At 60.7% G+C, this 22,358-nt stretch carries 24 protein-coding genes and 2 pseudogenes; 9 read left to right on the top strand and 17 right to left on the bottom strand.

Going from position 1 to position 22,358, the window contains the following annotated elements:
* Positions 1–201 (top strand): hypothetical protein (locus WBQ77_RS10490; RefSeq protein ID WP_424060154.1); only part of this gene is annotated, 201 nt, incomplete at its 5' end.
* Between the two features lie 145 nt (positions 202–346).
* Complete coding sequence (locus WBQ77_RS10495; protein WP_424060156.1) at positions 347–835, top strand: bacterioferritin; 489 nt, start codon at positions 347–349, stop codon at positions 833–835.
* A gap of 114 nt (positions 836–949) precedes the next feature.
* Here WBQ77_RS10495 and WBQ77_RS10500 read toward each other — a convergent pair whose 3' ends face one another.
* On the bottom strand, positions 950–1,423 hold the full coding sequence (locus tag WBQ77_RS10500) for a single-stranded DNA-binding protein (protein WP_424041524.1): 474 nt from the start codon (positions 1,421–1,423) through the stop codon (positions 950–952).
* Positions 1,424–1,769: 346 nt separating this feature from the next.
* Between WBQ77_RS10500 and WBQ77_RS10505 the strand changes: the two genes are divergently transcribed.
* Positions 1,770–2,381, top strand: coding sequence for an MAPEG family protein (locus WBQ77_RS10505; protein WP_424060157.1), 612 nt, complete (start codon positions 1,770–1,772; stop codon positions 2,379–2,381).
* Positions 2,382–2,384: 3 nt separating this feature from the next.
* Here WBQ77_RS10505 and WBQ77_RS10510 read toward each other — a convergent pair whose 3' ends face one another.
* Entirely contained in the window at positions 2,385–2,945 is a 561-nt protein-coding gene (locus WBQ77_RS10510) for a DUF2585 domain-containing protein (RefSeq protein WP_424060159.1), read from the bottom strand.
* A gap of 88 nt (positions 2,946–3,033) precedes the next feature.
* Here WBQ77_RS10510 and WBQ77_RS10515 point away from each other — a divergent pair, with 88 nt between their 5' ends.
* Both WBQ77_RS10515 and uvrA read left to right on the top strand, forming a co-directional pair.
* Complete coding sequence (locus WBQ77_RS10515; RefSeq protein ID WP_424060161.1) at positions 3,034–4,602, top strand: ATP-dependent DNA helicase; 1,569 nt, start codon at positions 3,034–3,036, stop codon at positions 4,600–4,602.
* Positions 4,603–4,683: 81 nt separating this feature from the next.
* Entirely contained in the window at positions 4,684–7,656 is a 2,973-nt protein-coding gene (gene uvrA / locus WBQ77_RS10520; RefSeq protein WP_424060163.1) for an excinuclease ABC subunit UvrA, read from the top strand.
* Positions 7,657–7,751: 95 nt separating this feature from the next.
* On the opposite strand, the pseudogene WBQ77_RS10525 reads toward uvrA, so the two are convergent.
* Positions 7,752–8,216: pseudogene (locus WBQ77_RS10525) on the bottom strand (MBL fold metallo-hydrolase); the annotation flags it as partial.
* Positions 8,217–8,406: 190 nt separating this feature from the next.
* Here WBQ77_RS10525 and WBQ77_RS10530 point away from each other — a divergent pair.
* Positions 8,407–8,607: a hypothetical protein gene (locus tag WBQ77_RS10530; RefSeq protein WP_424041533.1), complete on the top strand. Its 201-nt coding sequence runs from the start codon at positions 8,407–8,409 to the stop codon at positions 8,605–8,607.
* Positions 8,608–8,705: 98 nt separating this feature from the next.
* Here WBQ77_RS10530 and WBQ77_RS10535 read toward each other — a convergent pair whose 3' ends face one another.
* Both WBQ77_RS10535 and WBQ77_RS10540 read right to left on the bottom strand, forming a co-directional pair.
* Positions 8,706–9,287 (bottom strand): hypothetical protein, encoded by a 582-nt coding sequence (locus tag WBQ77_RS10535; RefSeq protein WP_424041535.1) that lies wholly within the window; start codon positions 9,285–9,287, stop codon positions 8,706–8,708.
* A gap of 66 nt (positions 9,288–9,353) precedes the next feature.
* Positions 9,354–9,944 carry a L,D-transpeptidase gene (locus tag WBQ77_RS10540; RefSeq protein ID WP_424041537.1) on the bottom strand — a complete coding sequence of 197 codons (591 nt, stop codon included), beginning with the start codon at positions 9,942–9,944 and terminating at the stop codon, positions 9,354–9,356.
* Between the two features lie 197 nt (positions 9,945–10,141).
* On the opposite strand from WBQ77_RS10540, the gene WBQ77_RS10545 reads away from it, so the two are divergent.
* The gene (locus WBQ77_RS10545) at positions 10,142–10,822 is read left to right on the top strand and encodes a DsbA family oxidoreductase (RefSeq protein ID WP_424060165.1); all 681 of its coding nucleotides are present in this window, start codon (positions 10,142–10,144) and stop codon (positions 10,820–10,822) included.
* Between the two features lie 70 nt (positions 10,823–10,892).
* On the opposite strand, the gene WBQ77_RS10550 is transcribed toward WBQ77_RS10545, so the two are convergent.
* The 10 genes and pseudogenes from WBQ77_RS10550 to WBQ77_RS10595 all read right to left on the bottom strand — a co-directional run bounded on the left by WBQ77_RS10550 (position 10,893) and on the right by WBQ77_RS10595 (position 18,439).
* Entirely contained in the window at positions 10,893–11,216 is a 324-nt protein-coding gene (locus tag WBQ77_RS10550) for an HdeA/HdeB family chaperone (protein ID WP_424041540.1), read from the bottom strand.
* An 18-nt stretch (positions 11,217–11,234) separates the two neighbouring features.
* Positions 11,235–12,461 carry a mechanosensitive ion channel family protein gene (locus tag WBQ77_RS10555; protein ID WP_424041542.1) on the bottom strand — a complete coding sequence of 409 codons (1,227 nt, stop codon included), beginning with the start codon at positions 12,459–12,461 and terminating at the stop codon, positions 11,235–11,237.
* 274 nt (positions 12,462–12,735) lie between these two features.
* Positions 12,736–12,927 (bottom strand): magnesium transporter, encoded by a 192-nt coding sequence (locus WBQ77_RS10560; protein ID WP_424041558.1) that lies wholly within the window; start codon positions 12,925–12,927, stop codon positions 12,736–12,738.
* 12 nt (positions 12,928–12,939) lie between these two features.
* Positions 12,940–13,200 carry a hypothetical protein gene (locus WBQ77_RS10565; RefSeq protein ID WP_424041543.1) on the bottom strand — a complete coding sequence of 87 codons (261 nt, stop codon included), beginning with the start codon at positions 13,198–13,200 and terminating at the stop codon, positions 12,940–12,942.
* Positions 13,201–13,782: 582 nt separating this feature from the next.
* Positions 13,783–14,217 (bottom strand): annotated as a pseudogene (locus WBQ77_RS10570) (cell wall hydrolase); the annotation flags it as partial.
* A gap of 554 nt (positions 14,218–14,771) precedes the next feature.
* Entirely contained in the window at positions 14,772–15,035 is a 264-nt protein-coding gene (locus WBQ77_RS10575; RefSeq protein WP_424041545.1) for a GlsB/YeaQ/YmgE family stress response membrane protein, read from the bottom strand.
* A 131-nt stretch (positions 15,036–15,166) separates the two neighbouring features.
* Positions 15,167–15,625: a Gmad2 immunoglobulin-like domain-containing protein gene (locus WBQ77_RS10580; protein WP_424041547.1), complete on the bottom strand. Its 459-nt coding sequence runs from the start codon at positions 15,623–15,625 to the stop codon at positions 15,167–15,169.
* Between the two features lie 165 nt (positions 15,626–15,790).
* Positions 15,791–16,279 carry a YpsA SLOG family protein gene (locus tag WBQ77_RS10585; protein WP_424060167.1) on the bottom strand — a complete coding sequence of 163 codons (489 nt, stop codon included), beginning with the start codon at positions 16,277–16,279 and terminating at the stop codon, positions 15,791–15,793.
* A 29-nt stretch (positions 16,280–16,308) separates the two neighbouring features.
* Positions 16,309–17,160, bottom strand: a complete 852-nt coding sequence (locus WBQ77_RS10590) for an aspartyl/asparaginyl beta-hydroxylase domain-containing protein (protein ID WP_424060169.1) — start codon at positions 17,158–17,160, stop codon at positions 16,309–16,311.
* Positions 17,161–17,815: 655 nt separating this feature from the next.
* Complete coding sequence (locus tag WBQ77_RS10595; protein ID WP_424060171.1) at positions 17,816–18,439, bottom strand: glutathione S-transferase family protein; 624 nt, start codon at positions 18,437–18,439, stop codon at positions 17,816–17,818.
* A 91-nt stretch (positions 18,440–18,530) separates the two neighbouring features.
* Here WBQ77_RS10595 and WBQ77_RS10600 point away from each other — a divergent pair, with 91 nt between their 5' ends.
* Positions 18,531–19,409, top strand: a complete 879-nt coding sequence (locus WBQ77_RS10600) for an ion channel (protein ID WP_424060173.1) — start codon at positions 18,531–18,533, stop codon at positions 19,407–19,409.
* A gap of 23 nt (positions 19,410–19,432) precedes the next feature.
* Here WBQ77_RS10600 and WBQ77_RS10605 read toward each other — a convergent pair whose 3' ends face one another.
* On the bottom strand, positions 19,433–20,176 hold the full coding sequence (locus tag WBQ77_RS10605; RefSeq protein WP_424041555.1) for a hypothetical protein: 744 nt from the start codon (positions 20,174–20,176) through the stop codon (positions 19,433–19,435).
* A 327-nt stretch (positions 20,177–20,503) separates the two neighbouring features.
* Here WBQ77_RS10605 and trmFO point away from each other — a divergent pair, with 327 nt between their 5' ends.
* The gene (trmFO, locus tag WBQ77_RS10610; RefSeq protein ID WP_424060175.1) at positions 20,504–21,922 is read left to right on the top strand and encodes a methylenetetrahydrofolate--tRNA-(uracil(54)-C(5))-methyltransferase (FADH(2)-oxidizing) TrmFO; all 1,419 of its coding nucleotides are present in this window, start codon (positions 20,504–20,506) and stop codon (positions 21,920–21,922) included.
* A gap of 3 nt (positions 21,923–21,925) precedes the next feature.
* On the opposite strand, the gene WBQ77_RS10615 is transcribed toward trmFO, so the two are convergent.
* On the bottom strand, positions 21,926–22,358 hold a 433-nt coding region (locus WBQ77_RS10615; RefSeq protein ID WP_424060176.1), incomplete at its 5' end, for a squalene/phytoene synthase family protein.

Below are 22,358 nucleotides of genomic sequence, written 5' to 3' on the forward strand. Positions count from 1 at the left end.
CGCCAAGGACGCTTTGAGGACGTTATTTTGCCTTTAAATTACAGCATGTTGCTTCGCCGGATCAGGAAAGCAACACACACAGAATTCGCTGACAAGTTCGAAGGCCGATTCGGGGCGCGCGCAACCACGATTCTGCGGCGAGATGTCGGTCTGTTTTGGGGTCTTGAGAGCCCCGAAAACGCCCCCCGTGGCCTCCAGTGAGCATGCATTCGTGCCGTCCTAGGCGGCAGCGAATGTCAAGACACGTTAATACAACGCAATGCGATATCTGATATTTGAAATGTTCCCGGCGACCCCCACATTCCGGTCGACCCGATTGCGCGAATACAGATCGAGGAAAGTCAGGATGAGCAACGAAACGACGATGAAGAACCTTCAGAAGGCGCTGCGGATGGAGCTGTCAGCGATCCATCAGTATCAGCTTCATGCGCATGTTTTGGATGACTGGGGACTCGACAAGCTGGCAGCCCAAATGCGCGTGGAGATGCAGGAGGAGTTGGGCCACTCTAACGAATACATCAACCGCATCATTTTTCTGAACGGCAAGCCCGAACTCGATTTCTACAAGAAGCCGGTCCAGGCGGACACTCTTGCGGACATGTTCAGGGCCGATCTCGCCGACGAAGAGGAGGCCATTGCCTTCTACACCGAGGCCGCCATGGAAGCCGCTCAACAGGCGGACGTCGGAACGCGGACGCTGTTCGAGAAGGTTTTGCTCGACGAGGAAGGTCACAAGTCCTGGCTCGAGCTTCAGTTAAGCCTTCTCGATCGCCTCGGCGAAAAAACGTACAGCTCCAAGTTCGTTTCCGGTGTCGAGACGTCCGAGGAAGGTTAGACAGCCCCTCCCGATCGCCGACCTGTTGCGCATTACGTCATGCGGCGGAATGCGCCGCGGGGCTCCGCGACACCAATCCGCATTTTGAGAAGAGAGCATCGCGTTACGGCGCCCCTAGAACGGGATCTCGTCATCCAGTTCCTTATTGAACGACCCGCCACCGCTGAGGGGCTTGGTGCGGCCGAAATCGCCACCACTGCCGCCGCCGCCACTTTCGCCTGCCCCACCGCTTTGCTGGCGTCCGTCCAGCATGGTCAGCGTCGAATTGAAGCCCTGCAGCACGACTTCGGTGGTGTAGCGCTCCTGGCCGGACTGATCTTCCCATTTGCGGGTTTGCAGCGCGCCCTCGATATACACTTTCGCGCCCTTGCGCAAATACTGCTCGGCCACGCGGGCAAGCCCTTCAGAGAAGATAACCACGCGATGCCATTCGGTCTTTTCGCGCCGCTCCCCCGAGGATTTGTCCCGCCAGCTGTCGGTGGTGGCCAGGCGCAAATTGACAATAGGACGGCCGTCCTGGGTGTGGCGAACTTCTGGGTCGGCACCGAGATTGCCGATGAGAATGACTTTGTTGACCGATCCGGCCATGCTTCCGATCTCCCTAAGTCTTCACCACTGTCGCATCTAGGTCGCGGCGCTGCCGCGTCACATCGACCTTCTCCGGGCGCAGGGCCCGCTAAAGGCAATCCGGCAAGATAGGCACAAGGCCTCCCGCGTACCAGGAGACTTGAGCGCCCTGTCCCAACTGTCCACAAGCTGTCGGATCAGAGGGTTCGGTCCCCTATGTACCCGTTATGTTCTCACTCGTCTAGCATGTTGCCCTCTTGTGATTCCTGAGAACCCGCCCTATGGCTAAGAAAAAGAAAAACAATGTATCGGCGGTGGGCCCCTTCCTCCGGGGCGGCCTCCCTTAGATCCAGGAAAAGCAAGAACGATGCAGCGGCAGGTCCGCCAGGGACAGAAATCAGTGCGCCGAAAGAACAAGCGGCGCGACCCTCGTGTGAAGTATCTTGGCTTCACCGCCATGCAGTGGCCCTTCATCGCCACGCTGGTGGGCAACTGGCTGTTTTCGGCGACCGTCTTCGCCGCCGGTAAGACGTTTTGGGATTGGACCCCCGAGTCGTGGGGTATTGCCGACCGGTTGGCGCTCGTCATCAAGGATGCCGTGATTGCCCTCATCCCCGGCATCATCGGCATTTGCGTCGTCGCTGCCCAGCGTCTCGACCCGTCCATGTTCGTAGGCCAAACGCCGAAGCCGAACTCTGCGGTCGAGATCAATACCAAGTTTATCCTCAACACGTTCGAGCAATTCACGGCCTATTTCATCGCCAATGCGGGCCTTGCGATGTATTGCCCGATCGAAGAGGCGCGCACGCTCCCAATCCTCACGGGGTTATTCGTGGTGGGCCGGATCCTGTTCTGGGTCGGCTATCACAAGAACCCATATTTGCGGGCCTTCGGCTTCGGCGTCTCGTTCTATCCGACCGTCATCGCCTATGTATGGCTCCTCCTGATCATGGTTTTCGACATCCGCGTGCCGCTTTAGCCGCTACCGGCTGTTCTGCCACTGCAGGACCTTTTCGCTCGGCCAAAGCAGCATCAGCACGTTGAGCGCGAGGCCGTCCCGGATCATGAGACCGGTGAAGACTTCGAACGCGACCGCGATCACCACCGTTAGCCAGACAGGCAGCCTCGCCGCCAGCACTAAACCCACGACCATGAACAGAATGTCGCTCACCGAATTGAGGACACTGTCGCCATAATAATCGAGCGTGACCGTGGCCTCGCGGTAGCGGTCGATCACATAGTCCGTGTTTTCGGCGATCTCCCATCCAGCCTCCAGCAGGATCGCGAGAATGAGCCGGGTCCCGAATGAAGCGCGCGGTGCCAACAGCCACAACAAAACGTACAATAGGAAGCCATGGATGATGTGTGAGGGCGTGTACCAGTCCAAAATTTGCTGGGAGTTCTCCGAACTGACCACCTGGAATTGCCAGAGTTTGACATAGCCGCACTTGCATATGAGCGGATGCCCCATCCCGTAGAGCACGAGTGCGGTCGCGAGAATCAGGCCGACGGCGATGGCAAGCTGGGTGCGGGGTATGGTCATGTGCTTCTCAGTTGCTGCGAATCGGAGCTCTGCTATTCCGTTGTGCGGGACCGGCCCGTTCTCAGTCAGGGCAGCATAGGAGATAGGAATGACACAAGACGAGGCGCTGGCTCTGCTCAAGACCGGCGCCAGCATCTTCCTGACCGGTCGGCCGGGGAGCGGGAAAACCTACACGGTGAACCGTTATCTCCGGGACTTGGCGGAAAGGAAAATCGATTTTGCCTACACCGCGTCGACCGGCATTGCCGCCACACACGGGCATGGCGTCACCATCCATGCCTGGAGCGGCATCGGCGTCCGGGACACGCTGACACGGCGTGACCTGGATACAATCGCGGGTAATCGCCGCATTGCCGCTCGCATCGAGAAGACGCGCGTTCTGATTGTCGACGAGGTTTCCATGCTGCCGGCTCGTACGCTGACCCTGGCCGATGCCGTCTGCCGCCACATCCGGACAATCAACGCGCCGTTCGGCGGCATGCAGGTCGTGCTTGTCGGTGACTTCTTTCAGCTGCCGCCTGTCATACGTCGTCAGTCCAATGAGGGCATGTTGCAGTTTGATCAGGGGGATGACGAGTCCGGGGCGGCGTTCGCTCATGCTTCGGCCGCGTGGCGGGATCTGGATCCCACCGTTTGTTATTTGTCGGAGCAGCACCGGCAGGACGATCAGCCCTTTCTCGACATTCTCGATGCGATCCGCGCCAATGCCTGCACGGGCATTCACCAAGAGCGCCTCGCCGCGCGCATCGTGGATCGGGATCAGCTGCCGCCGACCCGTACGCGCTTGTTCACGCACAATGCTGCCGTCGACGACATCAACCTGCAGCAGCTCGCAAAGCTCTACGGCGAGACGCACAGCTTTTCCATGACCGGCAAGGGACCGCAGTTCTCCATCGATGCGCTGAAGCGGGGCTGCTTGTCGCCGGACACGCTCGCTCTCAAGAAGAATGCGGTGGTGATGTTCACCAAGAACGATCCGGCCGGGCGCTACGTCAACGGCACGCTCGGACTCGTGGAGGATTTCGATCCCGAGACCGGTTCGCCGGTCGTGCGTGTGCATAGCGGGAAGCGGATCGTCGCGGAGCCCGTGACCTGGAAGATCGAAGAAAACGGCAAAGAGCGCGCGAGCGTCACGCAAATTCCCTTGCGGCTTGCCTGGGCGATTACGGTGCATAAGAGTCAAGGCATGTCGCTCGACGCCGCGGTAGTCGACCTGTCCCGCGCCTTCGAGTATGGCCAGGGCTATGTGGCACTCTCCAGGTTGCGCAGGCTGGCGGGGTTGCACCTTCTTGGGCTTAACGACCGAGCCTTGCAGGTCGCTCCCACGGCCATCGAAAAGGACGCTGAATTTCGCAGCGCTTCGAAGGATGCATCCAAGGCCCTGAATAGCCTTGATCCTGAGGAACTGGACCGGCGTCAGCAGGAATTCCTGGAAGAGTGCGGGGCAAATGCGCTGGATACGTCCACAAAAAGCTACGACGTTGCCACGCTCCGTCAGAGCCACGGCAAGGCCTATACCCCCTGGACGGACGGGGAAGAGCAGGAACTGCGCCGCCTGCACCATGTCGGTGAAAGCGTCACCGCGATCGCCGAGATATTGGGCCGTAAGCCAGGCGCCATACGGTCCCGCCTGAGAAAGCTGGCATTGCTTTCCTAATAAAGAACCGCTTTTTCCGACGCGCCTGCGGCCTCTTATGCCTTGCGCGCTAGCCTCCCTCCCACGACATTAGCTCCCAGTATGACGGCAAAATTCATTTCCATTCGCGGCGCCCGGGAACACAATCTCAAGAACGTCTCCCTGGACCTGCCGCGCGAGCGACTCGTGGTCATTACCGGCCTCTCCGGCTCCGGCAAGTCCTCCCTGGCCTTCGACACGATCTATGCCGAGGGACAGCGGCGCTATGTGGAGAGCCTCTCCGCCTACGCCCGGCAATTCCTCGACATGATGCAGAAGCCGGATGTAGACCATATCGAGGGTCTGTCGCCGGCCATCTCCATCGAGCAGAAGACCACCTCAAAGAACCCGCGCTCGACCGTGGGCACAGTCACGGAGATTTACGACTATATGCGCCTGCTCTGGGCGCGGGTCGGCATCCCGTACTCGCCCGCCACCGGACTGCCGATCGAGAGCCAGACCGTGAGCCAGATGGTGGACCGGGTTCTGGAGCTACCCGAGGGTACGCGGCTCTACCTGCTGGCGCCGATCGCGCGCGGCCGCAAGGGCGAATACAAAAAGGACCTGGCCGAACTTCAGAAGAAGGGCTTTCAGCGGGTCAAGATAGACAACGAATTCCACGAGATCTCCGAAGCTCCAAAGCTCGATAAGAAGCTGAAGCACGATATCGACGTGGTGGTGGACCGGGTTGTGGTGCGCACCGATATGTCGGCGCGGCTCGCGGATTCGCTCGAGACCGCACTCTCGCTCTCCGACGGCATCGCCATCGCCGAATTCGCCGACGAGCGTGGCCCAAAGGAAGACCCGCGCATCATTTTCTCGGCGAAGTTCGCCTGCCCCGTCTCGGGCTTCACAATCGAGGAGATCGAGCCGCGGTTGTTCTCCTTCAACAACCCCTTTGGCGCCTGCCCCGAATGCGACGGGCTCGGCACGGAGCTGTTCTTCGAGCCGGAGCTTGTGGTGCCGAACGATGCGCTGTCGCTCAATCGCGGCGCCATCGCGCCCTGGACGCGCACCTCCGCCACCTCGCCCTATTACCAGCAGACGCTGGAGGCAGTCGCTAAGCACTACAAGCAATCTATGACGAGGCCGTGGAAGGATCTCCCCGAAGACTTCCGCGAGATCGTGCTCTACGGCTCCTTGGACGACGTCACCTTCACCTATGACGACGGCGTGCGCCGTTACGCGACCGAGAAGCCGTTCGAAGGGGTGATCACCAATATCGAACGGCGCTGGCGCGAGACCGAATCCAACTGGGTGCGCGAAGAGCTGGAGCGCTATCAGTCGGACCAGCCTTGCGAGGCTTGCGCCGGCTATCGGCTGAAGCCGCAAGCGCTCGCCGTGAAGATAGCGGACCACCACATCGGCGAAGTCACCGACATGTCGATCAGGGAGGCGAAGGAATGGTTTGACACCCTGCCCGGCGAGCTCACGGACAAGCAGAACGAAATCGCCGAGCGCATCCTCAAAGAGATCCGCGAGCGGCTGAGCTTCCTCAACGACGTCGGGCTCGAGTATCTGACCCTCGCCCGCGCGGCCGGCACACTCTCGGGCGGCGAGAGCCAGCGGATCCGGCTCGCCAGCCAAATCGGCTCGGGTCTCACGGGCGTGCTGTATGTGCTGGACGAGCCTTCTATTGGCCTGCACCAGCGCGACAACGCCCGCCTGCTCGATACGCTGAAGCACCTGCGTGATCTCGGCAACTCTGTGATTGTGGTCGAGCATGACGAGGATGCGATCTTGGAGTCCGACCACGTGGTCGATATGGGCCTGGGCGCCGGCTCCCATGGCGGCGCGGTGGTGGCCGAAGGCACGCCGAAACAGATCATGCAGAACCCGGACAGCCTCACCGGGCAATATCTCACTGGGTTCAAGCAGATCCCGCTGCCCAAAGACCGCCGCAAGGCCAAGCGCGGCGGGCGCCTCAAGGTCAAGGGGGCGCGCGCGAACAATCTCAAAGACATCGACGTGGAGATTCCGCTGGGGCTCCTCACCTGCGTCACGGGCGTCTCGGGTGGCGGCAAGTCCACCTTCCTTATCGAGACGCTGTACCGCGCGGTGGCCCGCAAGCTGAATAATGCGCGCGAGTTGCCCGGCGACTACGAGACGATCGAGGGCCTGGAACATCTCGACAAGGTCATCGATATCGACCAGAGCCCGATCGGCCGCACGCCCCGTTCCAACCCCGCGACCTATACGGGCGCCTTCACGCCCATCCGCGAATGGTTCGCCGAGCTGCCCGAGGCGAAAACGCGCGGCTATAAGCCGGGGCGCTTCTCTTTCAACGTGAAAGGCGGCCGCTGCGAAGCCTGCCAGGGCGACGGCGTCATCAAGATCGAGATGCACTTCCTGCCGGACATCTACGTCACCTGCGATGTGTGCAAGGGCAAGCGCTACGACCGCGAGACGCTCGAGATCAAGTTCAAGGGCAAGTCCATCGCCGACGTGTTGGACATGACCGTGGAAGAAGGCGCCGAGCTATTCAAGGCGGTGCCGTCCGTGCGCGACAAGCTGGAGACCCTGAAGCGCGTCGGCCTCGGCTATATCCATGTGGGCCAGCAGGCGACGACGCTGTCAGGCGGCGAAGCCCAGCGCATCAAGCTCTCAAAAGAACTGTCAAAGCGCGCGACAGGCCGTACGCTGTATATCCTGGACGAGCCGACAACCGGGCTGCACTTCCACGATGTCGCGAAGCTCCTCGAAGTGCTGCACGAGTTGGTCGACCAGGGCAACACCGTGATCGTCATCGAGCACAATCTCGAAGTCGTCAAGACGGCGGACCATGTCGTCGACCTCGGCCCCGAAGGCGGCGACGGTGGCGGACACGTCGTCGCCACAGGCACGCCCGAAGAGGTCGCCCGAGTGGCAGACAGCTATACGGGGCACTATCTCAAGCAGCTGCTGGGGAAACGCGGCGGAGCCTCAGGCTCTGGTGCATCAAAAGCGCCCGCGAAGTCGGGGGCTAAGGTCGCTAGCGGCAAAGCTGGGACGAAGGCGAAGCGCACGCCCCGGAAGAACGCTGAGGCTGCGGAATAGATGGCGGTGCCCCTTGCCGTCCGCTCCGGCGGCGAGATTGTGGCAAAAACTAGGCTGAGACTTGAGACATGATGCTGAGACACGCTCCCGACCCATTGCCAGTCGATGCCGGGCTTGTCGAGATCGCGGGGGATGACGCCCGCAGACGGGGGATGCGCGAAGGCGAAGTCGCGCTCGGCTTGCTGCATCCAGACCTTGGCGTGGGCGAAGTGTTTCAGGTTCCCGGTGTGATCCAGATGCGCATGGCTCAGGATCACATGGCGGACGCCTTCGGGGGCGGCGCCGATCTCCGCTAGCTGCGTCAGCATTTCGTGGCGAGGCCGGACCACGGGTGCCTCCCAGCTATGTTGTGCGAAATGCTCTTCGCGCAGCGCGGGATCGCGCAGGAGGCTCGAGTCAAACCCGGTGTCGAAGACCACAAAGCCCTCCCGCGTTTCCAGGAGGTAGGCGCAGATCGGCAAACTCATGACGAAGCGGTCCCCGCCCCCGCGAATGGAGACGCCGCGCGGGATGATCTCGTAGCCGCAGAGCAATACGGTGAGCTTTTCGACCGTCGTCATAGACGCATCCCTCTGAGCTCTTGCATCATCTGCGCTCAGGTCGGCCTTGCCCTCAAGCAGGCCGAAGGCCGGTAGGGCAAACGAAATAGCCGGCAGCGCATCAAAGAAGTATTATTGATACAGAGCAAGGCCGCGCGAGTGGCTGTGCCTGCTAGACTGTCCGGATATAACCGGCCGCAAGGGAGAAACCATGAGTATCGAAGACCTGAGCCTTGAGGAAGTGGAGCGCCGCATCCAGATCGTCGAGGACAATATGCGCGAACTGATGGAACAGGCCGCTGCCTTTTCGGGCGCCGCCGACGAGGAACGCAATGCCGCGCGCATCTCCGATCAGCAGGAAAAGCTCGATGCGCTCAGGGCCCGCCGCGAAAAGCTGATGGCGCAGGCTTAGCGCTCAAGTGGCGCGAAGCGCAGTAGCGCAAATCAAAAAGTGCTCAAGTAGGCCTGCCCTCATATAGGCCAAGGGCCGGTAGCGCGAAAAACACTCCGTCAGGGACCCGTATCGCCTGCTGCGCGGCAGTTCTCCGGAATGTCGTGGCCACCCGTCTTGAAGTTGTCGCAGGTGAGAAACAGGTCGTGGTGGATGCCGAGCACATAGCCGGCCCCCGCCATGACAATCAGAATGCCAAACAGCGCCGCGAGCAGCTTTGGGTTGGTCAGCCGCTCGATATTGGGCACCATGGCAAGAATGATCACATAGAGCAGGTACGGAAACGTCAGCAGCGCGCTCGCCAGCGTGACGAGCCATAGCGCCCAGGTGACCGGGCTGTCGGGCCGGTAGCTTTCCACATCCACCAACACGGCCATTACGAGCCAGACCGTCGGCAGGGCGAGGAGAAAGCGTCCATGCCACGGTAGCTTCAGCAGCGGCGTCTCCAATCGCGGGATGAAGAAGCTGGCCAGAAGCGCCGCCGTCGCCGCGATCCAGATGTGGAGAATGTGCGTGAAGAAGATCCGCCCGAACACGCCGAACCAAAAGGTGGCGTTGGCGACCGTGGCCGAGAGCGCGATGGCCGAGATAACGAAGACCTTGGCCTCCGCCTTGTTGATCGGGGGCGCGTCGTGCGTCATGACAAAGCCTGCCCTGGCAACGCTCGCTCCGGCAAGGCGTGCTGTGCTTGCTGTCGCACGGGGCCGCTAGCGCCGCCGGCGGAATAATCCGCGGAACGGCCCGCGGCGCTGTCTCGCCTGGCTGGCGCCGAAGGTTTGGCCCTGCGTACGCACGGCGGGCGGGGCGGAGCTCGCAGCCCAGTTGCCGGAAGGGTCCGCCCCCGCGACGACGACTTTGGTACCGCCCATGCCGTGGCTATCGACCAGGGTGTAGAGCGTCTCCGCATTCCTGAGCGAGAGCCGCACACAGCCATGGGATCGCGGCGTCCCCATGCCCGGGTGGTTGGAGCCGTGTATAGCGTGGCCGCGCGTCGTGAAGAAAATCGAATGGGGCATCCCTGCGCCGTCCCACTCCTGCGAATAGTGCATTTTCTCCATGCGGAAGGCGGCGTAGCTGCCCGTCGGCGTCGAGTAGCCCGAAGCACCGGTAGAGACAGGCCAGCGATAGCGCGTCTCGCCATCCACGGAGACGGTCATGGTCTGGGTCGGCTTGTCGATCTTGATGAGGATGGCGGCGAAGGCCGGGCCCGAGAGCATGGTGAGCACTGCAACAACCAGCCCCGGCAAAATCCAATACATATGACTGCGCCCTGCCCGTATCGTTGCTTTCACACTCATGGCGTTCGTCCCCGCAATGGTCCATCGACCGTGTACATCATAGCATGAAGCGGCCGGGATAGCATGAAGACCCCGGTTGCGGGGCCCGCCTGATCGCGCACCCCGCCCGGTGCCGCATGTGGGGTGGGTTTGCGCTGGCGCAAGGCCGCAAGCGCCCCAGAGCACTCGAATGGAGCCACAATTTGAGAGGGAAACCCATGTCCAAGGTCGAGATTTCCTACTATTCCGACGTGCTCTGCATCTGGGCCTATGTGGCCGAGCGGCGCCTGGAGGAGCTCGCGGACCAGTTCGGGAATCAGATCGAAATTGTACCCCGCTATTGCTCCGTGTTTCCCGATGCCTGGGGCAAAATCGAACGCCGAGGCGGGTTCGAATCGTTCAACCAGCACCTCCAAGAGGTTGCGGCGCGGTTTCCCCATATAGAGGTCCATGACGATGTGTGGCTCCGGGGGTGCCCGCGCACATCAGCCAGCCCGCATCAGTTCCTGAAGGCGGTGGCACTTGTCGAGGCAGACGACAATGAGGCTCCGTCGCGCCCCTATCTCGAAAGGCTATCCACGCGCGCGGCGCGAAAGATACGTCACGCCTTCTTCGCCGAGGCTCTTGATATCGGCGATTGGCAGGTTCACCGCGAGATCACGGCGTGCATCGGCGTCGATTACGGGCTGATCGAAGAACGGCTGCGCTCGTCCGAAGCGCTTGCCGCGCTCGCAATCGATTACGGACACGCAACCGACAACGGGATCGCGGGTAGCCCGACTTTTCTCATGAACGAGGGGCGGCAAAAGCTGTTCGGCAATGTCGGCTACCGGCTGCTCGAAGCCAATGTGCAGGAGCTGCTGCGACACCCCAAAGAAGACGAAGCCAGCTGGTGCTGAGAGCCGCTCGTTTAGTATCCGCCCTCTGCCCTAATCCCGAAATTTGTCGCTCGGTCTATCGTCTGTCGCGCTATGGCTGCACCAGCGTCTCGACCGCCTCTAGCAGATTCGCATCGGGATTCTGCAGGCAGTAGTCGCGGAGCTTTTTCACATTGCCCTTCAGCTTCTCAGTCTCGACGACGGTATTTCCGCGCTTGCCGCTGTAATAGCCATGGAGCCAAACCGCAATCGTGTCGGGATCGGAGACCTTATAGAGCGCAAACTGGTTGCAGGTGATTTTCCCGACATCGACTGTGACCTGCGCCGATGCGCCAGTGCCGAGGGATGTGGCCAGCGCCAGAGAAAGCGCCAGGGCCTTTGCTGCAACGGCATATGATTTAAGACGCTCATGCATGAGACAGACTCCTGATTTCTAACGACCGTCGTCGTCGTGACCCTCGTCCCCTTCTGAAATTGAGGCTCTATCGGACGAACGCGTTTTCTTGATGGCGGGTGCAGGCGTGGCTTTCGCCGGATCCGTCGGGATGAAATGCACGTCTTGCTGCGGATAGGGGATCGAGATGCCCACGGAATCGAACAGCTCTTTCACGTAGCGCATCAGGTCCCAATAGACCGTCCAGTAATCGGCGGTGTTGACCCAGGGACGGCAGATCAGATTGACGGAGCTATCGGCCAGCTCGTTGACGCGGATCGTAGGTGCAGGGTCCTTCAAGACGAGCGGATGGGCCTCGACCGCCTGCTCTAGAATCTTTATGGCCTCGGGAATCGAGTCGTCATACGAGATGCCGAACACCAGATCGACGCGGCGCGTGTCGCTTGCCGTGACATTGGTGATGACATTGCCCCAAACATTCTTGTTCGGAATGATGATGACTTGGTTGTCCGGCGTCATGACCGTGGTCGCAACAATATTAGTGCTTTTGACCGTCCCGGCGACTCCGCCGATATCCACATAGTGGCCCTCATCAAACGGACGGTAGATCATGATCATCAGGCCCGCGGCGAGATTGCTGAGCGAATCCTGCATGGCCAGGGCGGCGATGATGGATGCACCACCAAATAGTGCGAAGAGCGGCGTGACGTCGACACCCAGGCCCGACAACACCAGCATCAAACCAATCGCCAGCACGATCCAATAAACGATGCCGACGACGAAAGCCTGAAGGAGGTCCGAGATGTTCGGCACATGCCCGATCCAGCGCCGCACAAGTTTGCGCACCATCCGCGCTACAAACAACAGGGCGAGGAACGAGATGAGGACGATCCCGACGTTCTTGGCGAGTGCGATGCCGCCATCCTGGCTCGTGGTCCAATCCAGCGCCCATGCCATGAGGGTTTTGGTATCGGCCTTCCGCGTCTCCTCAAGGAATATGGCGTTCTGATAATCGCGGTAGATTTTGATCTCGGCCGCGTCCCCGCCCTTCTTTTCCCAGGAATTGAGGACCGCACCATAGCGATCGAAAAGTTGCTTCCGTTCAGAGTAGAGTTTCGTCAGCTTCTCGCGCTGTGCGTCCTCGACGGTACCATTGGACTTCGAAACGGCGATCTGCGTATCGACAACCTGCTCCGTCTTGCTCTTGACTATCTCAAGCCACTTCGCGGCGAGCGCTTTGAGCTGATCCATAGTCAGCGGAACCATGCGGAGTTCTAGATCTTCCAGCTTTACTTGGGGATCGGTGAGTGCACTGGAAAACGGAACGTCCGTTTTCGTGGGGGCGTCCTGCGCATACGAGGTCTGTGGCAGAGCGAGTATTGTAAGACTGCAGAGAAGCAGCAAACAAAGAAGTACTAGACGCGACATCGTCTTCCCTAACTCCCGGTTTCGATCTAGGCTCTTACTAGCCGTTTCGGCTCAACTGTAAAGGCCCATAAGGCTACATCAATCGAAGTGCTTGGTTCTGTTACGTGCTTTCTCAAACATAGAACGTGCTGGCCAGCAGGAAGTAGACCAGAACACCCACCACATCGTTGCTGGTCGTGATGAACACGCCGGTCGCCGCGGCAGGATCGATGCCCATGCGATCGAGCGCTAGGGGAACGAAGGAGCCCACAATCGCCGCAATGATGGTCACGGTGAGCAAGGTCAAGGATGTCGCTACCGCCAGCCGGCAAAGGCGCTATTCGATCCGGCTGAAAATACGCACTGCAGCATATACCAGGAACGACAGAACGAAGACGCCTCCCACGGCACCGAGCACGGCCATGCCGAGCGGCAGGCGATTCGCCTCAGCGATACCCAGAAACTCGAAGCCTTGGACAGCGAACACGCCGACAAGCCCGATCCCCATCGCAAAGACCGTCACAGCCACGAGCAGAGCAAAGCGCCGCACTTGGCGGCGCCGCTCCAAACGGCTGCTGAACATGGCTCTTCGCGTCATCGATGGGATCTTCGCGACCGAAACCCCAGGCGGGATCCCAGCGGCGCATCGGACCCGAAGGATTTGTCCCTGCCGCTAGCGGCCCCGCCGCACGGGGCCACGCAGCTAACGCATTGGAGCGGTTCGGTCATGGGCGCCTGTGGTAGCCGCTAAGGGGCCAGCCAGCAAGCGCCGTCATGACATGGCACAGGCAATTCCCAAGCAAGGACGCTTGTCAATTTCGCCTAAGGACAAAGTCCCGTTGCTGGAGACATGATGGATTTCGTCCGCCCTTTACGGACGGTAGCGCGGAGCGTTACTCGGCCCGATCGCCGCGTTGGTCGCTGCATTCGCCGAACGTGGGCGTATCGCCATATGTTAAGCAAGCCGCCTGTGCCGTTTCAGAGGGCGCCAGGCTCATCGGCAATGCGGGGCCCTGCTCCGTCACACAGCCCGCAAGAGCCAGGGGGGCTAGCGCTATCAGAAGCCATCGCATTGGTTCGCTCCCTTTTCCGCCAGGGAAAGATGCTAACCATCTAGAGATATGGCGCGGATACGGAAATGCAAGGGGGCGAGCGGTTCGGCCGCCCCCCTTGATTGGACCTAAGCGCTTGGGTCGATGTAGAAAATATGCCGGCCAATGCGCGCCGTAAGTTCGAAGAACTTGGCCCAGTGCGGGACAACATAGTCCGCGTGATAGTGGGTTGCGGACTCCAGCGAAGCCAGCACCTGGTACTCGCTCCGGTCGCGCTCGTTGGGATTGTTGGCTAGCAGCCAAGCCGCATAGCCGCGCACGCGATACCAAACCGTGGCGTTACCAATACTGTCGGCCTTGCCGTCACAGGCAAAGGAAAACTGGCAGCGATTGTGGAGATGGCTGTTCTGATAGACTACGCCACAGATCGTGTTGGGATAGTTTCCGCTGGCGACTCGGTTCAAGATCACCCGGCCTACCGCCAACTGACCGCGCCAAGGCTCACCACGGGCTTCGAAATACATACCCTCGGCCAAACACCGGAGCTGACGCGCGGAGTGCACATCGAATTCGTTCGAGCCCGTGCCCTGCGCAGCCACTTCGAGCGCCGCAGAGGACACACCGCTGATGGGCATGTCGACGGCCGCTTGATTAAACACATCCTCCTGCTCGCTTTGCGCAGCAACTACGTGCGCGGCGGCCTCGAGGCCCGCCGTTGTGTTGTGCGCCGCAGCAGAAGACTTGTCATTTTGCGCCATGTCACCAGCCAGAGCCGGCGCAGCTAATCCAAGCAATACGAAGACAAGAAAAGGTTCCCTGATGCTGAAGAGTCCTAAACCCCTCATAGATAACCCTCACAATTGTTACTATTGTGCGGGAAAACCCGCTAAGGTCGGGGCTTTTGCTATATAATTCTGACGAAGGAAGGTTCAGGTTGTGACGAAAACGTGTTCTCTCGATAACAAACTGCGGCAAAATGTTTCAATCGAATGGATATATTGCATCGCAGCAGCGCCGGAAGGGCCTTGAGAAGCCGTCCGTTGACAGCAAAGCGCCGCTCCGCAGAACTGCGGAACGGCGCAAGGATGCATCAACGCGTTGATATTAAGTGTTATTTTTAGGCAAAGAGCTTTCTGATCAGCTTCACGACCACAAGTAGGATCACCGCGCCGATAAAGGCCGCAATGATTGATCCCAAAATATCGCCACCGAAATTAAGATTCACGCCGACTTGGGGCAGCAAAAACCCCGTAACAAGGGCACCGAGAATACCGACGACGATATCGCCCAAGAGGCCGTATCCGGTCCCCTGGACTAGTAGACCTGCGAGCCAGCCGGCAATGGCGCCAACAACCAAAATAATAATGAGTGATTCCAGCATCGTTCCCCCCTTTGCTGAAGACGTTCTGCTCATTTAGACAGCACATCCTATCACAATGGCGCCTGACCATTGCGTGAAACGTCTAGGTATTACCACTTTTCGCCACGCTCAATTCGGCGCGATTCCGCCGATTATGGCTTCAAGACTAGCGGAATCACTGTCCGGCCGGGCGGAAACCCTTCACCGTCCGACGGATCTTCATCGAAGACCTCAAGATGACCGATTTGCTGGACTGTGACCGTATAGGGAATCGTGAAACTGAACGCGCCAGGACCGTCCACCCCGCCGCCGCTGGTATGACCGCTGGCTAAGACCGAACCATCCCGGGCCAGAAGCTTCCACGGCACGTTGCTCTCGAAACTGCGGGAGCATCCCAATACTTCGAAGCCGCTTTCGACCCGTTGGCCCGGTTTGGGCCTCGTGGCGATCACGAAGGCAGCGTCGTTGAACGCACCGTCCTCGTTGGAGCAGTTGTCGGTTTCTTCTCCTCCAAATAGATCCCCCATCGCCGCGGCAGGAACAGCGGCAAGCGCCAAGCCCGCACCCAAGGCCCCGCCAGCGAGTATCATTCGCACCATGTCATGCGTCATAGGATCCTCCTGTGGTCGTCGCTCTCCGTACACCGCCGGGCCGGAATCACAAGACGGGATCGCACCCGATATGGAGACAATGCCCGGCACGCGATCCGGTTCCGGCCTTGACGCACAAAGCACCGTCTCCATCTTGCCTGCCCTGTTGCGGGGCCTGGCCACCGTTTAGCGCTTTGAGGCCATCTCTGTCAAAACGGGTTCGAGCACGCGCCGGGCAGCGGTCTGGAGTCCGGGCGCTTCACTTTCCCGCGGACCCGCGATACAGGCCGGTTCGTCCACGAACGGGGTCAGGAACGCTAGCGCTTGGCCTATGGCATCCGGTTTGGAGACATCGACGATGGCAACAGGCTTTCCCAAGCTCTCCGCATGCCGCACCGCGCGCTGGGTGCCCATGGAAACTGCAAGTCCGCCTTGCCCGACCAGGACAACAAGCGCGGCCGAATCCCGAACATTCCAGTCGGTTCGTTGCTCCGGCGCTGTCGACGGCGTCTCGCGCAATTTTGGATATATCACCAACACGCCGGGCGGCTGCGGTAGATCTTCGGCCCAGCCGCCTTTGGGACACCAACCGCCATAGGGCGTTCCCGTGGCCGTCGCCGCCTCGAGTGCCGCACGATCGGGACCCGTCTGCCCCCCGGAGATGACCGTCAGCATGGCCGGAAGATCATGCGCGGCGCCCCCGCTCACGCCGTGTTGGAATGGGGCGCCGGCGGTTCTGTGGGCTTTGCGCCGGGATCCAGCATCTTCCAGTTCTTGTAGAACAGCTTGTTGGCGCGCTCGACCAACACCGACACGGCGGCGATGAGGCTGCTGACGGCTGCGGGATGGGCTGTGGGCCGCACGATATCCATGAACACCACGAAGCGCCGCGCATCGTGGTCGTTGACCGAACGGTGAATCAGGGTGTCGTCGAAGATGTAGAGCGGATCGTCGCGCCAGAAGTGCTTTTCCCAACCGCACTGAATGTACACATCGTCCGTATCGATAGGCGTGAGGTTGTATAGAAGGCGCAACGTCAGCCGCAGCGGGCCGAAATGAAACGAGGTGGATTCTTTGCCAGAAAACACCGAGACGGCGATGGTTTTGACGTATTTGTAGTCGCGCTTGAGTGCCTCGACGGAGTGCTCCTTGCGCTTGCCGTACCACTCGTAGACGTACATGCCACGGCGACCGTCCTCGAACGTCTCATCGATTTCGGCAATGATCTCGTCTTTCTGCTCGCGGAAGACGTCGAGCACCGATTCCACCTCCGCGCGCCATTCGGGCGACAGGTCGTCAAGTTTGTAGACGCCCTTATTGCGATAGCAGAACAGATCGACCGCCAGATTGAAAGGCGACAAAAGCCAGGTCGTGATGCCGTTTCCGAGGAAGTATTTGCGGAACACCATGGGGTCGCGGCGCTTGTTGCGCATGACGTCGATCAGACCGCAACCGAGATAGAAGATGGTCAGCAACGGCACGAAGACGAGGCCAAGGACGAGCACCGCCCCGGCGATGCCAAACCGCCTGATCGCCTTCTTCGTCGCACGCTCCATCGGCCTTAACCCCCTAGAATACAACTACCCGATACCGCCCCCGAATTAAGCCATTCCTATGACGACGTCCAAGCTCCATAGCGATCTCCAAGCTTGTCTATGACGACGATCAAGCCTGGGCGCAGGGCGGGCTTTACGCGAATGGTGAGCTGGCCCCATCATGGGAAGCGCCGGCCAAGTGCCCAAGGAAACTGTCGAGACCCAAATCGCCAAGGGACAACAAGGGGCCGATATGTCGTTCAGACTTCTGCTGCTGGGTTTTGTTGCCGGCTTTGTGGCCACGCTCATTTTTCACCAAGGGCTGTGGTTCGTCTTCAACCAGACCGGGCTCATTCCTGAGAGCCGTCCGGCTTGGCCGACCGGCGCCATTCCCCCGCTGGAAGTCCCCGCGCTGTTGTCCAAAGCTTTCTGGGGTGGGCTCTGGGGGCTGGTGCTCGCCCCGTTCCTGGCGCGGTTCAGCGGGCCCAGCTACTGGCTGTACTGGACCCTGGCCAGCGCCATCGCCCTACCCTTGGTGGCCTTCTTTGTCGTGCCACCCCCTGAAGGGCCTAGAGACGCCGCCGCTCTGGCCGCGCTATCTCGTCTCAATGATGCTGAACGCCAGCTGGGGATTGGGAACCGCAGCCGTGTTGCGCCTGCTCGGCGTCGGACGGTCCTAGGCGTTCGCCCCGGCGAGTTCTTCGTCGAGGGCCAGGGTCCGCTGCATCGCCGGTCGCGCCAGCAGGCGATCCAAATACGCCATGAATTCGGGAATCTTGGGCAAGATCTCGAACGTTACCCCGAAGCGGATCGTCGAACCGACGACCACATCTGCCGCCGTGAAGCGATCCCCCAGCAGATATGGTCCGGCCGCGACCGCCTTGGCCGTGACCTCCATGACCGTATCGAAATCGCCATAGCCGAGCATGCCGCGCCGCGGCTCTTCCTTACGCGGCATGGCGTGATCGATTATGGCGGGTTCTATGCAGCTCGGCCCGAAGAACAGCCACTTTAGATACGGTCCGCGCCGGGGATCGCCGACAGGCATGTTGAGCTGGGCGGCGGGAAACTCATCGGCAAGATAGGTGCAGATCGCGGCTGCCTCGGTGATCACGACATCGCCATGACGCAAAGCCGGAACCTTCGCCATGGGGTTGATCGCCTTATAATCCGCCGTAAGGTGTTCGCCTTCTGTAAGGGTGAGCAATTCGATGCCGTAAGGCTCGCCCAGCTCTTCTAGCATCCAGCGCACAATGGATGAGCGCGAGGGCGCTGCGTGATAAAGCGTGAGGTCTGCCATTCTAGTCTCCCGGGATCACGGCCTATAGTATCTGCCGCTATCACTTGACGCTCCGTCTTGCCACAAATAGCGCGGGCTCCGCTTCAACCACATGACAGCCACCCCCACGACATCTTCGAAGACAACGAAATCTGCCGCTGCAAAGACGGCAGGCGACGGTGTCGGGCTCGCGGAGCCACAAGAGACCGAGGCGGAGGAACAGTCGCTCCGCCAACGCTTGCGGCTGCTCTATCACGGCCATAGCAGCGCAGCACACCGGTTTCGCTATAGCCTTCTCGCCTTCGACCTCATCACCGTCGCTTTCATCATCGCCACGTCCTTTGCCCCCTCCGATCAGTCTTGGATCAGATATCTCGACGTGTGCTTCGGTATCATCATCCTGGTGGATTTTTGCGCGCGCCTGTGGGTGAGCCCCCATCCGGCACGTGAATTCACCCGTATCTCTACCTGGGCGGACATGATCGCCATCGCATCGTTCCTCGCACCGGTGTTCGGCGAGGGCCTGGGCTTCCTGCGGGTCCTGCGAACGCTCCGGCTTCTGCACACCTATCAGCTGGTTTCGACCTTGCGGTCCGACTTCCCCTTCTTCCGCCGGAACGAAGAGACGGTCGTCGCCGTCCTCAACCTCATCGTGTTCGTATTCATCACGACAGGTCTCGTCTACGAAACGCAGCATTACGCCAATCCGGCCATCAGCAACTACGTCGATGCACTCTATTTCACCGTAACCACGCTCACTACGACGGGCTTCGGCGACATCACGCTGGACAGCCCTCTCGGCCGGCTCATCGCCGTCGGGATCATGATCTTCGGTGTGACCCTCTTCTTGCGGCTGCTACAAACTCTGCTAAGGCCGCAGAAGGTGCGCTATCCCTGTCACGGCTGCGGACTGCAGCGCCACGAGGTGGACGCGGTCTTCTGCAAGGCGTGCGGCGAGAAGCTCAACATTCCCGACGAAGGCCGGTTCTAGCATGCCGGTTTTCGAGGTTTGTCCTAAGCCGTCCGTTGGACTTCGCAGCGCCAATGCTCCGCATGCTGCGTGAATGTTGATATCACGGCCTCGAAGGTCGCATCTTCGGCCACTGCGCTGCCGCGTGTCGTCTGCACGGATTCGAAGACACTGCGATAGTCGTGGTAGCCGTGCAACTCTTCGTGGCGGCGCCACCACAGATCGCCCATCAAGAAGAACCGTATCCAAGAAAACAGGCAGTCGGTCCAATCTTCGAGGTAAGATTTTAGCTGAAGGCTAGGGCACGAGAATAAAGTCACGTCGCCATCGTTCGTGACCTTCACCAGGCGCCCATCGAGAAAGTGGTGTTCCGGACAGTCGATGAAGACAAAACTCATGCGGTCGTTGTCCGGATAAAGGCCCCGCGGATCGAAGAGCCGGAATTCGATGCCCCGCACGCGCACCTCATCGAGGACGATGTGGTGCGCGGACCCATCGGGCGCAGCCCGGACCGGAAGACCCGCCTCGCCAGCTCGCACGATCAGCGTCTCGGGATGCTCTGTAATGTCCGAGGACACGAGAATCTCGCCTTTGCGGACCTCGTCGACCAGTTCGATATTGGCACGCGGCGGCGTTTGGCCCTCGCCAACGACCGTGAACTGCGGGCGGTCGCCGGGCCGCAAATAGCTATCGCTCAGTCGTGCGAGCCGCTGCAGATAGTCCAACAGACGCGTCCGCGCCTCCGGGCTGCGGCAATTGCCTTTCCAGACTACGTTGACTGAGGACATGATAACTAAACGTCTCCAAAAAAGCGGGGATAAGCCCAAGCCGTTCCCCGCGTGGCACTGGGTGACCGCACCCTGCGCCGCCCCCGGAGAACAAGCAAGAATGTCCTATAAATAAGGTTTCCCGCCACGTCACGGGATAGCTCGAATCACAGGGAGACGGTGAAGGGCCGGTAAAGGCGTCGCGCTTGAACCTGGGTCTTTATTAGGCTCCCTGGGGCTTCGAGAGCCGTGCTTTCCCTAAATCGCGGCCTACGAAAACGCCACTTACCAGCCATTTTCGCGACCAAGGTGCTTGAAACAGCCATGCCCGAGGGCCTAGCTACTCCAATGACAGAGACAGTTCATGTGATCGGCGGGGGCCTTGCGGGCAGCGAGGCGGCTTGGCAGCTGGCGAAAGCCAGCGTGGGCGTCACCCTCCACGAAATGCGGCCCGAGCGCCAGACCGAGGCCCACAGCACGGACGGGCTTGCCGAGCTTGTCTGCTCGAACTCGTTCCGCTCCGACGATTTCACAACAAATGCCGTGGGACTGCTGCATGAGGAAATGCGGCGGGCGGGCTCCATCGTCATGGCCTCGGCGGACGCCCATAAACTCCCCGCGGGCGGCGCGCTCGCGGTGGACCGCGACGGGTTCTCGCAAGGGGTCACCAGGGCGCTTGAGGACCATCCCCTGGTTGAGATCGTCCGGGGCGAAGTGTCCGGTCTGCCGCCGGAAGATTGGAGTAACGTGATCGTTGCCACGGGCCCGCTGACCTCCGAGGCGCTGGCAAAGGACATCGATGCTCTGACGGGCGAGGCCGAACTCGCCTTTTTCGACGCCATCGCTCCCATTGTGTATTTCGAGTCCATCGACATGGATGTGTGCTGGCGCCAGTCCCGCTACGACAAGGTGGGGCCCGGCGGAACGGGAGCCGACTACATCAATTGTCCGCTCGACAAAGCGCAGTACGATGCCCTCATTGGCGCGCTGCTCGCCGGCGAGAAAACAGAGTTCAAGGAGTTCGAGAAAACGCCCTATTTCGAGGGCTGCCTGCCCGTCGAAGTCATGGCCGAGCGCGGTGCCGACACGCTGCGCTACGGTCCATTGAAACCCGTGGGCCTCACCAACGCTCACCGGCCGGATGAAAAGGCCTATGCAGTGGTGCAGCTTCGCCAGGACAATGCACTGGGCACGCTATGGAACATGGTGGGCTTCCAGACCAAGCTGAAATATGCTGAGCAGGTCCGCGTGTTCCGTACGATCCCCGGCCTCGAAAACGCCGAGTTCGCGCGGCTGGGCGGCCTGCACCGCAACACGTTTCTCAACAGTCCTGTTTTGCTGGACGGCAGTTTGCGTCTCAAGGCGCAGCCGCGCCTGCGCTTTGCCGGCCAAGTGACCGGGGTCGAGGGCTACGTCGAGTCCGCCGCGATCGGGCTGGTCGCCGGACGCTTCGCCGCGTCCGAATGCAACGGTTTGCCCATTTCGCCGCCCCCACCAACCACGGCCCTTGGCGCGCTCCTCACCCATATCACGGGCGGGCATCTGAACGTGGACAGCGAAAGCGGCAGCCGCAGCTTCCAGCCCATGAATGTCAATTTCGGTCTGTTCCCGTCGATCAGCGTTCCGCGCCAGGCCAAGACCAAACAGCCCCGCCCGGACGGACGGCGCCCCAGTAAGTCGCTGGCCCGCAAGGCCGCGATGTCGGCGCGGGCGCTTGCGGATTTGGACGGGTGGCTTCAGGCAAGCACGTCGGTTGCCGCGGAATAACCCCTATCGCGCACGCATTAGCCGCCAGAGGCGATAGAGCGGGTTGATGCGGGCGATGTTGCACAGCGGGTCATTGACTTGGGCAAGCGTATCCAGATAGGGCTGGACCAGCGCAAGCGGCAGAAACGCGGTACGTCCGGCCTCATCGAGCCCGGTGCCCTTCATCCCCTCGCCATAGAGGTTGAACCGCGCGTCTTCCCACGCCGCGTGTGCCGCCTCCCGCATCTCGGCGAGAAGCGCGACAAGCCCCGGCGTGGTTCTGCCCGCAAAGATGTCCTGCGAGGTGGTACCGACCCTTTCGAGCGCATCGGCGGCGAGATAAGTCCGCCCCTTGGCGGCAAGAACCGGCAAGCTCCGCATCACCCGAACAAGGCCATAGGCTTGGCCCGCGGCCTGTGCGATCAGGCCCTGGTTCTCGCCCTCGGCGCCGACGATC

The sequence above is a fragment of the Methyloceanibacter sp. genome (genome assembly GCF_049590335.1).
Taxonomy (GTDB): domain Bacteria; phylum Pseudomonadota; class Alphaproteobacteria; order Rhizobiales; family Methyloligellaceae; genus Methyloceanibacter.

Coding starts and splice junctions, on each gene's coding strand:
- WBQ77_RS10495 (WP_424060156.1), top strand. CDS start 347: ATGAGCAACGAAACGACGATGAAGAACCTTCAGAAGGCGCTGCGGATG.
- WBQ77_RS10500 (WP_424041524.1), bottom strand. CDS start 1,423: ATGGCCGGATCGGTCAACAAAGTCATTCTCATCGGCAATCTCGGTGCC.
- WBQ77_RS10505 (WP_424060157.1), top strand. CDS start 1,770: ATGCAGCGGCAGGTCCGCCAGGGACAGAAATCAGTGCGCCGAAAGAAC.
- WBQ77_RS10510 (WP_424060159.1), bottom strand. CDS start 2,945: ATGACCATACCCCGCACCCAGCTTGCCATCGCCGTCGGCCTGATTCTC.
- WBQ77_RS10515 (WP_424060161.1), top strand. CDS start 3,034: ATGACACAAGACGAGGCGCTGGCTCTGCTCAAGACCGGCGCCAGCATC.
- uvrA (WP_424060163.1), top strand. CDS start 4,684: ATGACGGCAAAATTCATTTCCATTCGCGGCGCCCGGGAACACAATCTC.
- WBQ77_RS10530 (WP_424041533.1), top strand. CDS start 8,407: ATGAGTATCGAAGACCTGAGCCTTGAGGAAGTGGAGCGCCGCATCCAG.
- WBQ77_RS10535 (WP_424041535.1), bottom strand. CDS start 9,287: ATGACGCACGACGCGCCCCCGATCAACAAGGCGGAGGCCAAGGTCTTC.
- WBQ77_RS10540 (WP_424041537.1), bottom strand. CDS start 9,944: ATGAGTGTGAAAGCAACGATACGGGCAGGGCGCAGTCATATGTATTGG.
- WBQ77_RS10545 (WP_424060165.1), top strand. CDS start 10,142: ATGTCCAAGGTCGAGATTTCCTACTATTCCGACGTGCTCTGCATCTGG.
- WBQ77_RS10550 (WP_424041540.1), bottom strand. CDS start 11,216: ATGCATGAGCGTCTTAAATCATATGCCGTTGCAGCAAAGGCCCTGGCG.
- WBQ77_RS10555 (WP_424041542.1), bottom strand. CDS start 12,461: ATGGTTCCGCTGACTATGGATCAGCTCAAAGCGCTCGCCGCGAAGTGG.
- WBQ77_RS10565 (WP_424041543.1), bottom strand. CDS start 13,200: ATGACGCGAAGAGCCATGTTCAGCAGCCGTTTGGAGCGGCGCCGCCAA.
- WBQ77_RS10575 (WP_424041545.1), bottom strand. CDS start 15,035: ATGCTGGAATCACTCATTATTATTTTGGTTGTTGGCGCCATTGCCGGC.
- WBQ77_RS10580 (WP_424041547.1), bottom strand. CDS start 15,625: ATGACGCATGACATGGTGCGAATGATACTCGCTGGCGGGGCCTTGGGT.
- WBQ77_RS10585 (WP_424060167.1), bottom strand. CDS start 16,279: ATGCTGACGGTCATCTCCGGGGGGCAGACGGGTCCCGATCGTGCGGCA.
- WBQ77_RS10590 (WP_424060169.1), bottom strand. CDS start 17,160: ATGGAGCGTGCGACGAAGAAGGCGATCAGGCGGTTTGGCATCGCCGGG.
- WBQ77_RS10595 (WP_424060171.1), bottom strand. CDS start 18,439: ATGGCAGACCTCACGCTTTATCACGCAGCGCCCTCGCGCTCATCCATT.
- WBQ77_RS10600 (WP_424060173.1), top strand. CDS start 18,531: ATGACAGCCACCCCCACGACATCTTCGAAGACAACGAAATCTGCCGCT.
- WBQ77_RS10605 (WP_424041555.1), bottom strand. CDS start 20,176: ATGTCCTCAGTCAACGTAGTCTGGAAAGGCAATTGCCGCAGCCCGGAG.
- trmFO (WP_424060175.1), top strand. CDS start 20,504: ATGACAGAGACAGTTCATGTGATCGGCGGGGGCCTTGCGGGCAGCGAG.